We start from the raw sequence: 14,164 nt of genomic DNA on the forward strand, positions 1-14,164 counted from the left end.
GCCATCCGGGGGGCGGCGGGGCCGGGCATGGTCTATCACGATCGGGCGGTCAGCGGGCAACCCGACGGGACAGGGCAGGGGTGTCCTGGGCGTGACGGCCGAGCCGGTCCGCGACCCGGCGAATCAGCCCCTTGGCATCCGCGGGCGCGCGCACCTTGGCGTCGTTGTCGAAATAGACGAAGACGTCGCGGCTGGCCCGCTTCGGGCCGGGCTGGTCGATCACCCGTTCGGCGTCCTTGGGCTCGCGGCCCTGCGCCCAGGCGGCGACGCGGTCGGCCCACGTGTCCAGCGCGTCGTCGTCGTAGCCGCTGACATACAGCACCTCCGACCCGTGCAGGCGGCAATAGACGAAGTCGGCGGTCAGATCCATCTTCCGCGGCCACTCCACCGTGTCGGCGCAGACCAGGGCGACGCCGTAGCGCCGCAGCAGCCGGATGAAGGCGGGGTCGAGGAAGCTGTCGTGGCGGATCTCCATGGCGTGGCGCACGGGTCGCTTGCGGTCCGTCTTCGTCCAGACCCGGCCGGCATAGCGCGGCTCGTGGCGGCGGGAGATCTCGGCCGCGGCCTCGGTGTCCTTCGGCAGGAGGGCGAAGAAGGCTTCGATCCGCTCCGGGTCGAAGCGGAAGCTCGGCGGGAACTGCCACAGGATCGGCCCCAGCTTCGGCCCCAGCCGCAGCGGCCCGGACGCCAGGAAATTCGCCAGCGGCGCCTCCACCTCGCGCAGCCGGCGCAGATGGGTGATGTAGCGCGGCCCCTTGACCGCGAAGACGAAGTCCTCCGGCGTCTCCTCGGACCAGCGGGCATAGCTCTCCGGCCGCTGCGTGCCGTAGAAGGTGCCGTTGATCTCGACGCTGGGGAAGGTCTGGGCGGCGAAGGCCAGCTCGCGCTTCTGCGGCAGGCCCTTCGGATAGAACACGCCGCGCCAGGGCCGGTAGGTCCAGCCCGAGATCCCGATCCGCACCTGTCCGGCCTTGCTCATCGCGATCCTCCAGTCGGGAGAACATCAACGAGACCGGTCGAGTGCCGCTGATCGCCGAAAAACGAAGAGGGCGGCCCCTGGCGCCGCCCTCGAGTTTGCTGGGTACTTGGGAGGTCAGATGTCGATCAGAAGGACAGGGCCAGGCCCGTGGTCAGCGCGGTCGCCTCGTAGTCCTTGCCGAAACGGAACTCGTTCCGCTCGTAGGCCAGCTCGGCAAAGCTGTTGAGGCCCGGCGCCAGGTTGTAGAGGAGCGAGCCGATGACGCTGTGGTTGGCCTTCAGGTCCTCGCCGTCGGTGAAGGACGACTCGAGCTCGTTGCCCTTCTCCGCCGTGGTGTAGGCGTAGCCGACCGAGACGACGTAGGGTCCGCCATAGTAGGACAGGTCGCCGGTGATCGAGTCGATCGCCTTGTCGGCGCGGAAGGTGCTGGAGAAGTGCACCCAGTTGACGCTGGCGGCGAAGCCGCTGGCGTGGATGAACTGGCCGCCGAGGCTGTAGGCCTCGTAGTCGTGATTGCCGACGACGCCGTTGCCGTTGCCGGCCGAACCCCGCAGGGTCACCGTGCTGCCGTCGAAGGTGTTGGTGTACTGGACGCCGGCCGTGACGATGTTCTCGTAGCGGGTGCTGCTGTCGTTGGTCAGGTCGTTGCGGCCGCCGTTGCCGGCATGGCCGTTGCCGCCCGCGACCGGCGTGAAGTCGACGCCGAAGGAGAAGCCGGAGAAGCTCGGCGAGGTGTACTTGATCTTGGTGTCCTTGCCGTTCAGCCCGCCGATGCCATAGCTCGGATCCACGGCGTAGAAGACGTCGGAGCCGCCGAACAGGTTGAACTTGCCGTCCAGGCCGTCGCCCCAGCCGGCGCCGAGGCCGAGCTTGCCGTTCAGCGTGTCATGGGCATAGACGTAGCCGAAATCGGCGATGGCGTAGGGCGCGTCGCCGAAGGTCACCGTGCCGAAGCCGCCCTTCACGTAGAGATAGGTGCGGTCGATGGTGACGTCGTTGCGGCGGTCGACGTTGTTCATACGGATTCGGGCGCCGTATTCCAGGCCGGAATCGGTGACGTTCTTGACGTCGAACTGCAGCCGCGCGTTGGAAATGAAGTCGTAGTCGCGGTCGAAGGTGTCGTCGGCGGTGTTGCTCAGCGACAGGCCGGCCATGAAGCCGATCCAGCCATTGATCTTCAGCGACAGGCCCGAGGTGACGTTCGCATCCGCCGCCTGGGCAATACTCGTCCCTCCCGCGGCGGCCGCAAGGCACACCCCGAGCAACAAAATCTTCCGCATTTTACTTCCCCTCGCGTGTCGGGCGCGCTTCCCCCCAAGTGGAATCGCGGCCCTTTTCTGTGGCGGGCGGCTTATACGAAGGCAGCTGTTCCAAATCAATCATCAGGTGCGACAAAAAATTTGAGTGTGCGCAAATTTCATAAAATCGTCACGGCATCCGGCGCGGGGAGTGCGTCGCCGGATGCCGTGGCCTGGTTGCCAGCGGCCCCCGCCGCCGATATCAACGATCGATCGAAGCGGGAAAGGACAGGGCGCATGCAGCGGGATTTCACTCGGCCGGGACGCTCGGCGCTGATCGCGGGCGAGGCGGCGATCGCCACCTCGCATCCGCTGGCCTCGGCCGCCGGGCTCGAGGTGCTGATGGACGGCGGCAACGCGGTCGACGCGGCGCTGGCCGCGGTCGCGGTGCAATGCGTGGTCGAGGCGCATATGACCGGCATCGGCGGCGACTGCTTCGTGCTGTATGCCCCGGCCGGGCAGGATGCGCTGGCCCTGAACGGCAGCGGCCGCGCCCCGCGGGCGGCCTCGGCGGAGGCGCTGGCGGCCCAGGGCCTCACGGCCATCCCGCAGCGCAGCCCGCATGCGGTGACCGTGCCGGGCGCGGTCTCGGCCTGGTGCCGGCTGCATGCCGAGCACGGGTCGCTGCCGCTCGACCGACTGTTCGCCCGCGCCATCCTCTATGCCGAGGAAGGCTATCCGGTGGCGCCGCGCGTCGCCTGGGACTGGGCGGAGGATGCCGGCTTCCTGGCCGGCGACGCCGGCTGCCGCGGGGTGTTCCTGCCCGGCGGCCGGATCCCGGCGGTCGGCGACCGGCACGCCCAGCCGCGGCTCGGCGCCCGGCTGCGCGACATCGCCGCCCGCGGCGCCGGCGCCTTCTACGAGGGCGCGGTGGCGGAATCGCTGGTCCGTTTCCTCAAGGCCCAGGGCGGCCTGCACACGCTCGACGATTTCGCCGCCGGCCGCGAGGTCGCCAACTGGGTCGACCCGATCCGGCTCGACTATCACGGCACCGAAGTGGTCGAATGCCCGCCGAACGGCCAGGGGCTGGCGGCGCTGATGATCCTCGGCCTGCTCTCCGGCCACGACCTCTCGGCCGAGATGCCGGAGGCCCACCGCGTCCATCTGCACGCCGAGGCGACCAAGATCGCCTATCACCACCGCGACGCGCTGATCTGCGACCCCGATCACCTGCCGCACGACCCGCGGACGCTGTTGTCGGAGGAGGTGCTGGGCACGCTGCGCCGGCGCATCGACCCCAACCGCGCCGGCCGCCCGGCGTTGTGGACCGAGCCGGAGCACCGCGACACGGTCTATCTCTGCGTCGTCGACCGCGACGGCAACGCCGTCTCCTTCATCAACTCGATCTTCGACAGCTTCGGTAGCGGCCTGCTGGACCCCGAGACCGGGGTGCTGCTGCACAGCCGCGGCCGGTCCTTCCAGGTCGAGCCGGGCCATCCGAATTCGATCGGGCCCGGCAAGCGGCCGATGCACACCATCATCCCCGGCCTGCTGCGCCGCGGCGGCCGCACCGCCGGCGTGTTCGGGGTGATGGGCGGGCACTACCAGGCGGCCGGCCAGGCGCAGTTCGTGTCCTCGGTCATCGACCGCGGCCTCGACCCGCAAACGGCGCTGGACCTGCCGCGCAGCTTCGCCTTCGACGGGGTGCTGCAGCTCGAGCCCCGCATCGGCGAAAGCGTGGCGGCGGATCTCGCCGGCCGCGGCCATAAGGTCGAACGGCGCGACGAACCGCTGGGCGGCGGTCAGGCGATCCTGATCGACCACGACCGCGGCGTGCTGATCGCCGGCTCCGACCCCCGCAAGGACGGCTGCGCGCTGGGGATTTGACGGCAGCCTACACCCACATTGTCGTGCCCGGGCTTGACCCGGGCATCCAGAGGGCGTCGAGACCTTCTGGATTGCCGGGTCAAGCCCGGCAATGACAGTGGAGGGGTATCGGGCTCTCGGCCATATTTCCAAGGAACTCCTGGCGCGCTCCCGGATTGGACAAGGCGAGCTCAGGAAACGGAGGACCCATGCAGCTTCAGCTCAGCTCCTGGCCGGAGATCGAGGCCTATCTCAAGACCTCGCGCGGCGCGATCATGCCGATCGGCTCGACCGAGCAGCACGGCCCGAACGGGCTGATCGGCACCGACGCGCTGTGCGCCGAGGGCATTGCCCGCGGCGTCGGCGACCGGACCGGGGCGGTGGTCGGGCCGACCATCGGCGTCGGCATGGCGCACCACCACATGACCTTCCCGGGCAGCATGACGCTGAAGCCGTCGACCCTGGTGCTGGTGATCCGCGACTATGTCATGGCGCTGGCCGAGCATGGCTTCGAGCGCTTCCTGTTCGTCAACGGCCATGGCGGCAACATCGCCACCATCCAGGCCGCCTTCTACGAGACCTATGCCGAGCTGCGGGCGCTCGGCCGGCCCTCGGTGCGCTGCCGCCTGGTCAACTGGTGGGACAATCCGGCCGTGCAGCGCCTGTCGAAGCAGCTGTATGGCGTGGCCGAGGGCAGCCATGCCACCGCCAGCGAGGTGGCGGTGACGCAGTATCTGTTCCCCGACCACATCAAGACGGCCGAGCTGGATCCGCCGATCGCGCCCTCCGGCCGGTTCTACGACGCCGCCGACTACCGCCGCCGCTTCCCGGACGGCCGCATCGGCTCCAATCCCGGCCTGGCGACGCCGGAGCACGGCCGGCAATTCTACGACGCGGCGGTGGAGGCGATCGCCGGAACCTATGCGGAGTTCCTGGCGGAAGTCTGAGAGATCGCTTGCAAATGCTGTTGGCGCGGCCGTCTGACGGCGGGCTCGAGCGCTTCCGGTGCTCACGGACTTAACCGTCCGCTGCGCTCCGGTTCTCGAAACCACCGCCAGCCGACTCACGCCAGTGCATTTCCAAACGATCTTCGAGGGCCATGATGCTCCCGGGGGGCGTCGCCCAGAGCCTGCAGCAGCGCTTCGCGCAAGGCCGCGGCGTCGTCCTCCGGCACCAGGGTGACGCCCGGACCCGCATCGATGCCGCAGGCGGCGGTGGCGATCACCGGGATGCCCAGCGCCATGGCGCGCAGCAGCGCCCGCGGCTGGTGCTCGACGATCGCCGGCAGCACCACGGCCGCGATCGGATCGGGCCAGGGGCCGACGGGCAGCGTTCGCGCCGCGACGTTGCGCCAGAACGGGCCGTCCTGCTCGCGCGCCCGGCCGGTCACGGCGAGGTCGATGTCCATGCCCTCGACCGCGTCGCGCAACGCATGGGCACCCTTGCGGCCCAGGGGCGAGGCCGGGAACAGGATGGTGCGGCCGCCGATCGTGGGCTTGGGGGCGGCGGCCGCATCCGGCAGCGCCCAGTCGAGATGCACCGCCCGGTCCGGGAAGCGCGCGGCGATGCCGGCATGCGGCGTGTACAGGCGTGCGGCGGCGGCCAGCGCCTCGGCCTCGGCCGCCACGATCTCCTCCGGCGCCCGGAAATCGCCCAGGGTCGGGCTCTCCGGGTGACGCGCCAGGGCCCGGTCCAGCCGCGCCTGCAGCGCCGCCAGCGGCCAGCGCTCCATCAGCACGTCGAAGCTGCGGCCCTGCAGGCAGCCGAGGCGCCACAGATGCGGCAGCAACCCCTGGCCGACCACCAGATGGGTGTGGCGGTAGGACAGGTGCGCTGCGTAGGCCTCGGCCAGGCGCCGGTCGTGCTCCAGCATCGCCCGGGGCAGGGCGCCGCCGGTGGCCGGCAGGCGGCGCAGCGCCCGGGCGCGGGCCAGCGCGACCAGCGTGGCGCGGCTCTCGCCGCCCCGCAGCTCCGGCCAGGCGTAGCGGGCCCGGGCGGGCCAGCGCATCGGCAGGAACAGCCGGTCCTCCGGCCCCGCCTGGGCGCGCATCAGCGCCGCATATTCCGGCCAGCAGCCATCGACCAGCCAGGCGGTCGGCCGCCGCGTGACGGCCGCGCCCTTCGGCAGGTGGTGGATGCAAGCCTCCCGGGCGCAGCCGACGCAGTCATGCGCCGCCTCGCGCTGGGCCGGGAAGGGCACCACGATCCCGGCCGCCGGGGCGGCGGCGCTGCGGAAGCGGATCTCCAGCTCCGACGCCGTCAGCCGCGCCTCGATGCGGAAGCTTGCCGGGCTGCGGAAGCGCAGGTCGACATAGTTCCAGAACACGGTGGCGTCGCGCCGGGCGGCGGCGCGGGAGCCCGGCACCAGCCGGCTGTGGGCGTGGCGCTCGACGATCTCGAAGCCGGCCGCCAGCGCCGCCTCGTACAGGCCGTTCGACAGCTGGCACAGTCCGCCGCCGGTGCTGGCGACGAGGCAGCCCTCGCGCAGCTCGCGCCCGGCGACGAAGCCGCGCCGGCGGGTGGCCCGACCGACCTGCCGCCAGAAGCTGAACACCGTCCCGGCGGGCACCACGACGCCGTCGAGGGCGCGCACGGCCAGGCGCAGATTCTGGATCTTGCCGGCGGTCAAGTCGTGCTCGCCGGCCCCTTCGGCGCCGGACCACAGCGGCGACCGGATCTCGGCGACGACGGGAGCGTCGCGCAGCCCCTCGGCCCGCCGGTGGCGCGCCGGCCGGCTGCGGATCTCGGCCACGGTCCGGCGGGTGCGCAGCAGCGCGGCCTTGGCCCGGAAAGCCAGTGCGCTCCAACGTGACGGAACCCCGTGATCCGCTGGCCGTGACATGATCGTCTCTGTTCCCCCGTCGCCGACGGGACCAGTGGAGCGGGGGAAGATGGCCGGACGATGTCGCCGCGGTGGCAGGCCGGGCGCCATGCGGTCGGACTTGACGTCCGGCTCCGCTGGCTTGATGAAAGGCGACGCTTCCGTTCGGGCCCGCCATGACGACCGACGCCCCCCGCCGCATCGGCTTCCTGCTGCTGCCGCAATTCTCGATGATGGCCTTCGCTTCGGCGCTGGAGCCGCTGCGCGTCGCCAATCGGCTGTCGCGGCGCCAGGTCTATCGCTGGACCATCTTCTCCGCCGACGGCTTGCCGGTGCCGGCCTCGAACGGCCTGCCGCTGCCGGCCGACGCCGTGGCCGGCAGCCAGGACGATCTGCCGATGCTGATCGTCTGCGCCGCCTTCGAGCCGCTGGCCGCCGTCACCCCGGCGCTGATCCGCTGGTTCCGCCGGCTCGACCGCGCCGGCGCGGTGCTGGGCGGGATCGACACCGGCTGCTTCGCGCTCGCCGCCGCCGGGCTGCTCGACGGCTACCGCGCCACCGCGCATTGGGAGGCGCTGGACGGCTTCGCCGAGCAGTTTCCGCGGGTCGAGGCGCGGGCCTGCCTGTTCGAGGCCGACCGCCGCCGCCTGACCTGCGCCGGCGGCACCGCGGCGCTGGACCTGATGCTGCAGATCATCCGCATGGATCACGGCGCCCGGCTGGCCGCGGCGGTGTCGGAGCAGTTCATCTACAACACCCTGCGCCATGCCGAGGACCGGCAGCGCCTGTCGGTGCCGCGCCAGCTCGACATCCGCGACAGCCGCCTGGCCCGGATGGTCGAGATCATGGAGCGCAACGTCGCCAGTCCCATCGCCGTCACCGCCCTGGCCCGCACCGTCGACATGTCGCCGCGCCAAGTCGAGCGGCTGTTCGCCCGCCATCTCGGCAAGGGACCACAGGGCTTCTATCAGTCGCTGCGGCTGCAGCGGGCGCGGTCGATGGTGCAGTATTCCGACGACCCGCTGCTGGAGGTGGCGGTCGCCTGCGGCTTCGGCAGCTACGAGCATTTCTGCCGCTGCTACCGCCGTGAATTCGGCGTGCCGCCCAGCCGCGACCGGCGCGCCTCCGCCACGTAACGGAAACCGTCAAGCCGCTGTCGCTCCCGATCAAGGCTCGGCGGCACCCCGGGGCGTAGCCTGAACCCGGGTGCCGGTTCGCCGGCGAGATGGGGAGGTGGCGGGCGATGGCCCTGCAGACTGACATCAACCGGCGCGTGATCGTGACCTGCGCCGTCACCGGCGCCGGCGACACGGTGGGCAGGCATCCGGCGATCCCGGTGACGCCGCAGCAGATCGCCGATGCGGCGCTGGAGGCGGCGAAGGCCGGCGCCACCGTCGCCCATATCCATGTCCGCCACCCCGAGACCGGCAAGCCCAGCCGCGACCCGGCCCTCTACCGCGAGGTGGTGGACCGCATCCGCTCCTCCGGCGTCGACATCGTCATCAACCTGACCGCCGGCATGGGCGGCGACCTGGTGATCGGCCCCGAGAACGACCCGACCAAATTCGGCCCCGACACCGACCTCATCGGCGGCGTCGCCCGGCTGCCGCATGTCGAGCAGCTGCTGCCGGAGATCTGCACCCTCGACTGCGGCTCGCTGAATTTCGGCGACGGCTCGCTGGTCTATGTCTCCACCCCCGACATCCTGCGGAAGCAGGCGAAGCGGATCCAGGAGCTGGGGGTGAAGCCGGAGCTCGAGATCTTCGACACCGGCAATCTCTGGTTCGCGCGGAAGATGGTGGAGGAGGGGCTGATCGACGCGCCGCCGCTGTTTCAGCTCTGCCTCGGCATTCCCTGGGGTGCGCCGCCCGACCCGCGGATGATGCTGGCGATGCGCGACATGCTGCCGGAGGGCGCGGTCTGGGCCGGCTTCGCCATCGGCCGGCTGCAGCTGCCCTTCGTCGCCCAGGCGGTGCTGCTGGGCGGCCATGTCCGGGTCGGGCTCGAGGACAATCTCTATCTCGACAAGGGCGTCCACGCCTCGAACGGCAGCCTGGTCGAACGGGCGCGCACCATCATCGAGGCGATGGGGGCGAAGGTGATGACCCCGGCCGAGGCGCGCAGCCATCTCGGCCTGAAGGCGAGGGGGCAGGCCCATGCCGCGTGAGATCCGCACCCTCGGCATCGTCGGCGGCGGCGTCATCGGCAGCGGCTGGGCCGCAAGGGCGCTGGCCCGCGGCCTGAACGTCGTCGCCTGGGACCCGTCGCCGACCGGCGAGCAGGCGCTGCGCGATGCCGTCGCCAATGCCTGGCCGGCGCTGACCCGCATGGGCCTGGCCGAAGGCGCCGACCCGGAGCGGCTGCGCTGTCTCAGCTCTGCCGAGGCGGTCGCCGCCGAGGCCGATTTCGTGCAGGAGAGCGCGCCGGAGCGGATCGAGCTGAAGCGCAAGCTGCACGCGGCGATGGCGGAGGCGGCGCCGGCCGAGGTGATCCTCGGCTCCTCCTCCTCCGGCCTCTTGCCCAGCGAGATCCAGGACGGCGCGCGCCATCCGGAGCGGATCGTCATCGGCCACCCGTTCAACCCGGTCTATCTGCTGCCGCTGGTCGAGGTGGTGGGCGGCCGGCAGACGGCGCCGGAGACGATCACGGCGGCCTCGGCCTTCTACGCCTCGCTCGGCATGAAGCCGCTGCATGTCCGCAACGAGATCGACGGCTACATCGCCGATCGCCTCTTGGAGGCGCTGTGGCGCGAGGCGCTGCACCTGGTCGCCGACGGCATCGCCACGACCAGGGAGATCGACGAGGCGATCTGCTTCGGCGCCGGCATCCGCTGGGCCTTCATGGGCACCAACCTGACGTACCACCTGGCGGGCGGCGAGGGCGGCATGCGGCATATGCTGGAGCAGTTCGGCCCGGCGCTGGAACTGCCCTGGACGAAGCTGGTGGCGCCGAAGCTGACCGACACCCTGATCGACCGCATGGTCGAGGGCACGCGGGAGCAGGCCGGCGGCTGGCCGGTGAAGAAGATCGAGCGCTGGCGCGACGAGCGCATTATCCGGATCCTGCAGGCGCTGGAAGCCGCCGATCGCGAGACCGGCCACCCGACCTACGATCCGCGGCCGGGTTCGGGCTGAGCCGTTCCGCCGGTCAGCGGCCGCCGAGGCGCACCCCCTGCCGCAGCTTGGCAGCGGTGGCGGCGAGCCGCGCCGCATAGGCCGGATCGCCCGACGCCGTGGGCGCCGGCAGCCGCCGTCGGGGCGCTGCCGCCGCGATCGCGGTCCGCACCCGCGCGACCTCGCCCTCGGTCACCGAGGTGCCGCCGAGCAGTTTCATGTAGGTCCTGCTGTCGTGCTGTTGCAGCACCTCGTCGAGCCACGGGCCGAGCGGGAAGTCGGGATCGGGCGCCAGCCATTTGCCTTGCAGCGACCGGCTGTCCGGGATGTCGGCATAGGTGGCGCCGCACTCGCCGAGCCAGATCGCATAGCCGAAGATCGCGGTGGCGATGTAGACCGGCGCCAGCAGGCCCGGGCCGACATCGGCGTAGATCAGCGGGACCTCGTCCAGATCGGCCATCGCCTTGGGCACGATGTCGAGCGTGTTCCGGTAGCAGGCCGCCGTCGGGTAGGCGCTGCGGAAGGCGTCGGCGAAGGCCTGGTTGCCGGCGGTCGGCGCCGCGTAGGTGGTGGGCACGATGGCGGGCGACAGGCTCCGCTGCCCCAGCTGCGCCTGCAGCCAGGGCGCCAGCACGGTGGTGACGCAGCCGCCCAGGCTGTGCCCGGTCACCTGCAGCGGCACCTGCCGGTTGGCGGCGGCGCCGTAGAAGCCGGCGAGAAAATCGACCAGGGACTGCCCGCCAGCGATCATGCCGGCGATCCGGGACAGCGCGTCGGCCGTGCCGTCGGCAATCAGCGCGCCGGTCGGCGCCGTCCAGGGCGGCGCCTGCTGGCTGTCGGCGTCGAGGTCCTGGACGATCTGGTTCCACAGCCCCAGCAGCGGCGCGTCCCAGTCGGTGCCGCGCACGACCACCGCCAGGGACAGGGTCCGTTCCGACTCACTGCGGACCGCGACATAGGCCAGATTGGCCTGGGACGGGTCCTGCGCCGGCCCCCAGGCCAGCGACCAGCTGCCGCCGCCCGGCGCCGGCCAGGCCAGCGGGAAGCGGCCCGGGATGGTCGAGGGATCGAGATAGGAGATCTGGCACAGCTGGAGCAGGCTGATGCTCGCGGCATCGGCCGTGGCGAGCGGAGTGGACATGATCAATACCTCGGATCGAGAATAAAATTACAGAATCCGGAAATATATTTTAGCAGCCGTGCAATATCCCGAAAGCTATTTCACATGCGCCCGCAGCGTCCGGCCGCGGATGCGCTCGCGGTGCATGATGTAGAGGCTCGAGGCGATGACGATGCAGGCCCCGATCACGACGAAGGGGTCGATCTCGTTGCCGAAGAACAGGCTGCCATAGGCCAGGGCCCAGACGATCATCGTGTACTGCATCGGCGCGATGGTGCTGGCCGGGGCCAGCGACAGCGCCCGCACCACCAGGAACTGGGCAGATCCCATCAGCAGGCCGGCGGCGCCGACCCGCAGCAGGTCGAACCAGCTCGGCAGCTCGAACACGAAGACCGCCACCGGCAGGCTGGTGGTCAGCAGCCCCAGCATCACCGCGGTCACCAGCACGGCGCGCTGCTCGTCGCGGCTGATCTTGCGCATGATCAGCACCACCCCGGCGCCGGTGAAGACCGAGCACAGCGCCGAGAGATGGCCCAGCGTCAGCGTCTCGAAGCCCGGCCGCACCATCACCAGGATGCCCAGGAAGCCGACCACCACCGCGGCCCAGCGATGGGCCCGCACCTGCTCGCCCAGGATCGGGATCGACAGGATCGTCACCACCATCGGCGTGCAGAAGGCGATGGCGTAGACGTCGGCCAGCGGCAGGGCGGAGAAGGCGTAGAAACCGAAGATCGTGCCGATCCCGGCCAGGAGTCCGCGCAGCGCGATCAGCCGCGGATGCGCCGCCCGCATCCGGCGGAACCCGCCGTCGCGCTGCAGCATGATCAGGATCGGGATGCAGGCGAAGGCGACCTGCATCGGGATGATCTGGAAGATCGAATAGCTCGCCGTGAGGCCCTTCACCAGCGCGTCGCTGGACGCGAACATCAGGTTGGCCAGCAGCGAGCAGAGCACGCCGAGCAGCGGCGTCTCGGCGCCGGATGCGGCGGCCGGGGGAAGGGCGGCGGGTGGCGCCGCTGGCGCATGGGCAGGGGCCATCGGGACAGTCTCGTCGCCGCGCCGCCAGAGTCGCATGGTCGTTCCGGTCTCCCCGCCGGGCGGGGTCGCGCCGCCCCTCCCGCATGTCAGACATACTCCCGTCGACGGAGAAGTGGGTGATCGAAGCCGGAAGGGCTGGCATGCGCCCGGATCGGCTCATTGCAATACCTGCTATGGAAACGTTTTAACAGGTTCCAGCCGGGCCGCTGCCCGAAACGGCGCCATGAAACCTCACCGCTCGGATGTTGACGTTCACACGGATTCGGCCAAACATGGCAACGGTCTGATGAATAGGCGCCGGCGCGGGCCCGTCTCGCGGGCGAAGAGCGCCGAGGGGAGGGATGTGAGCGTCCGGGAAACCGCATCGTCCGAACTGTCCGCGCCGCCCGTCATCGCCGCGGAGGGGATCTCGAAATCCTTCGCCGGGGTCGAGGTGCTGCGCGGCATCGACCTGGCTTTGGCCGGCGGCGAGATCCATGCCCTTCTGGGCGAGAACGGCGCCGGCAAGTCGACCTTCGCCCGCATCCTCGCCGGGGTGCACCGGCCCAGCGCCGGGCGCCTGCTGCTGCAGGGAAGGCCGGTCGAGATCGGCTCGCCGCTCGAGGCGCAGCGCCTGGGCATCACCCTGATCCATCAGGAGCCGATCTCCTTCCCGCATCTGTCGGTGGCGGAGAATCTGTTCATCGGCGGCGCCGACGGCGGCCCGTTCGTCCGGGTGCGCTGGCGCGGCATGGCGGGCGCGGCGCGGCGGCTGATGGACGATCTCGGCGTCGCCATCGACGTGACGCGGCCGACCGGCGGCCTGTCGATCGCCGACCAGCAGATGGTCGAGATCGCCCGCGCGCTGGCCGCCGACAGCCGGCTGATCCTGATGGACGAGCCGACGGCGCCCCTGACCCCGCGCGAGGTCGAGACCCTGTTCGCCATCGTCCGCCGGCTGCGCGACGAGGGCCGCGCCGTGGTCTTCATCAGCCACCGGCTGGAGGAGGTGCGGGCGCTGTGCGACCGGGTCACCATCTTCCGCGACGGCGAACGGGTGGCGACCGCCCCGGCCGCCGACCTGCCGGATGGCGAGATCATCCGGCTGATGATCGGCCGCCCGCTCAAGGCCTTCCTGCACAAGGAGAAGGCGGCGATCGGCGAGACCGCGCTGGAGGTCGAGGGGCTGGGCCGCGCCGGCCGCTTCGCCGATATCGGCTTCACCCTGCGGCGCGGCGAGGTGCTGGGCATGGCCGGGCTGGTCGGCGCCGGCCGCACCGACGTGGCCCGGGCGCTGTTCGGCATCGCCCCGGCGGATCGTGGCCGGATCCGGGTGAAGGGGCGGGAGGTGGTGATCACCGACCCGGCCCGGGCGATCGGCCTCGGCCTCGCCTATGTGCCGGAGGACCGGGCCGCCGCCGGCATCTTCCGGTCGCTGCCGGTCGACCAGAACATCACCGCCGCGGCGCCCGGCCGGATCGCGCGGCGCGGGGTGATCAGCACGGCGGCGGAGCGGGCGGCGGCGCGCGGCGCGATCGAGAAGCTGCGCATCCGCCTGGCCTCGCCGCGCCAGCCGATCGGCGAGCTGTCCGGCGGCAACCAGCAGAAGGCGATCCTGGCGCGCTGGCTGATGACCGACCCGGAGATCCTGATCCTCGACGAGCCCACGCGGGGCATCGACATCGGCGTGAAGGCGGAGTTCTACGACATGATCAACGCCCTCGCCGCGGACGGGCGGGCGATCCTGCTGATCTCGTCGGAGCTGCCGGAGCTGCTGACCCTCAGCGACCGCATCCTGGTGATGTCCGAGGGCCGGCTGACCGCCGAGTTCACCCGCGCCGAGGCGACCCAGGAGGCGATCATGGCCGCCGCCGTTCCCCGCCGCCGGGCGGAGGGGGCGTGATGTTGGCTCTAAGGCAATCGCAGCTCTTTATAGTCCCCCCTCCCCTTGCGGGAGGGGGGCAGGGGGAGGGGGGTGGCGCCGCAAGAGCCGTCCTCGCCTCGTCCAAG

At 71.1% G+C, this 14,164-nt stretch carries 11 protein-coding genes; 6 read left to right on the forward strand and 5 right to left on the reverse strand.

The window, feature by feature from the left end; genetic code table 11:
* Positions 1-49: 49 nt before the first annotated feature.
* Complete coding sequence (locus G537_RS0107530) at positions 50-979, reverse strand: DUF72 domain-containing protein (RefSeq protein ID WP_026869591.1); 930 nt, start codon at positions 977-979, stop codon at positions 50-52.
* Between the two features lie 125 nt (positions 980-1,104).
* Positions 1,105-2,259, reverse strand: coding sequence for a porin (locus G537_RS0107535; RefSeq protein ID WP_081688665.1), 1,155 nt, complete (start codon positions 2,257-2,259; stop codon positions 1,105-1,107).
* A 255-nt stretch (positions 2,260-2,514) separates the two neighbouring features.
* Between G537_RS0107535 and G537_RS0107540 the strand changes: the two genes are divergently transcribed.
* Both G537_RS0107540 and G537_RS0107545 read left to right on the forward strand, forming a co-directional pair.
* Positions 2,515-4,104, forward strand: coding sequence for a gamma-glutamyltransferase family protein (locus G537_RS0107540; RefSeq protein ID WP_026869593.1), 1,590 nt, complete (start codon positions 2,515-2,517; stop codon positions 4,102-4,104).
* 188 nt (positions 4,105-4,292) lie between these two features.
* Positions 4,293-5,030 (forward strand): creatininase family protein, encoded by a 738-nt coding sequence (locus G537_RS0107545; RefSeq protein WP_026869594.1) that lies wholly within the window; start codon positions 4,293-4,295, stop codon positions 5,028-5,030.
* 116 nt (positions 5,031-5,146) lie between these two features.
* On the opposite strand, the gene G537_RS36890 is transcribed toward G537_RS0107545, so the two are convergent.
* A complete protein-coding gene (locus tag G537_RS36890; RefSeq protein WP_064742092.1) occupies positions 5,147-6,925 on the reverse strand; it encodes a VanW family protein in 1,779 nt (592 codons plus the stop codon).
* Between the two features lie 155 nt (positions 6,926-7,080).
* Between G537_RS36890 and G537_RS0107555 the strand changes: the two genes are divergently transcribed.
* From G537_RS0107555 to G537_RS36895, 3 genes are all read left to right on the forward strand, one after another.
* Complete coding sequence (locus G537_RS0107555) at positions 7,081-8,040, forward strand: GlxA family transcriptional regulator (RefSeq protein ID WP_026869595.1); 960 nt, start codon at positions 7,081-7,083, stop codon at positions 8,038-8,040.
* 107 nt (positions 8,041-8,147) lie between these two features.
* Positions 8,148-9,071, forward strand: coding sequence for a 3-dehydrocarnitine:acetyl-CoA trimethylamine transferase CdhC (gene cdhC / locus G537_RS0107560; protein ID WP_245578972.1), 924 nt, complete (start codon positions 8,148-8,150; stop codon positions 9,069-9,071).
* Positions 9,061-10,038, forward strand: a complete 978-nt coding sequence (locus G537_RS36895; protein WP_051248127.1) for an L-carnitine dehydrogenase — start codon at positions 9,061-9,063, stop codon at positions 10,036-10,038. Before cdhC ends, G537_RS36895 begins: the two co-directional genes overlap by 11 nt.
* A gap of 13 nt (positions 10,039-10,051) precedes the next feature.
* Here G537_RS36895 and G537_RS0107570 read toward each other — a convergent pair whose 3' ends face one another.
* Complete coding sequence (locus G537_RS0107570) at positions 10,052-11,158, reverse strand: lipase family protein (protein WP_026869597.1); 1,107 nt, start codon at positions 11,156-11,158, stop codon at positions 10,052-10,054.
* A 75-nt stretch (positions 11,159-11,233) separates the two neighbouring features.
* Positions 11,234-12,175, reverse strand: coding sequence for a DMT family transporter (locus G537_RS36900; RefSeq protein WP_162146091.1), 942 nt, complete (start codon positions 12,173-12,175; stop codon positions 11,234-11,236).
* A 343-nt stretch (positions 12,176-12,518) separates the two neighbouring features.
* Between G537_RS36900 and G537_RS0107580 the strand changes: the two genes are divergently transcribed.
* Positions 12,519-14,057 (forward strand): sugar ABC transporter ATP-binding protein, encoded by a 1,539-nt coding sequence (locus G537_RS0107580; RefSeq protein WP_211230322.1) that lies wholly within the window; start codon positions 12,519-12,521, stop codon positions 14,055-14,057.
* The last annotated feature ends 107 nt before the right edge of the window (positions 14,058-14,164 follow it).

It is taken from the genome of Inquilinus limosus DSM 16000, from assembly GCF_000423185.1.
GTDB classification, from domain to species: domain Bacteria; phylum Pseudomonadota; class Alphaproteobacteria; order DSM-16000; family Inquilinaceae; genus Inquilinus; species Inquilinus limosus.

Bases quoted from the DNA above. Each gene is read 5' to 3' on its own strand.
- G537_RS0107530 (WP_026869591.1), bottom strand. From the start codon at position 979: ATGAGCAAGGCCGGACAGGTGCGGATCGGGATCTCGGGCTGGACCTAC.
- G537_RS0107535 (WP_081688665.1), bottom strand. From the start codon at position 2,259: ATGCGGAAGATTTTGTTGCTCGGGGTGTGCCTTGCGGCCGCCGCGGGA.
- G537_RS0107540 (WP_026869593.1), top strand. From the start codon at position 2,515: ATGCAGCGGGATTTCACTCGGCCGGGACGCTCGGCGCTGATCGCGGGC.
- G537_RS0107545 (WP_026869594.1), top strand. From the start codon at position 4,293: ATGCAGCTTCAGCTCAGCTCCTGGCCGGAGATCGAGGCCTATCTCAAG.
- G537_RS36890 (WP_064742092.1), bottom strand. From the start codon at position 6,925: ATGTCACGGCCAGCGGATCACGGGGTTCCGTCACGTTGGAGCGCACTG.
- G537_RS0107555 (WP_026869595.1), top strand. From the start codon at position 7,081: ATGACGACCGACGCCCCCCGCCGCATCGGCTTCCTGCTGCTGCCGCAA.
- cdhC (WP_245578972.1), top strand. From the start codon at position 8,148: ATGGCCCTGCAGACTGACATCAACCGGCGCGTGATCGTGACCTGCGCC.
- G537_RS36895 (WP_051248127.1), top strand. From the start codon at position 9,061: ATGCCGCGTGAGATCCGCACCCTCGGCATCGTCGGCGGCGGCGTCATC.
- G537_RS0107570 (WP_026869597.1), bottom strand. From the start codon at position 11,158: ATGTCCACTCCGCTCGCCACGGCCGATGCCGCGAGCATCAGCCTGCTC.
- G537_RS36900 (WP_162146091.1), bottom strand. From the start codon at position 12,175: ATGGCCCCTGCCCATGCGCCAGCGGCGCCACCCGCCGCCCTTCCCCCG.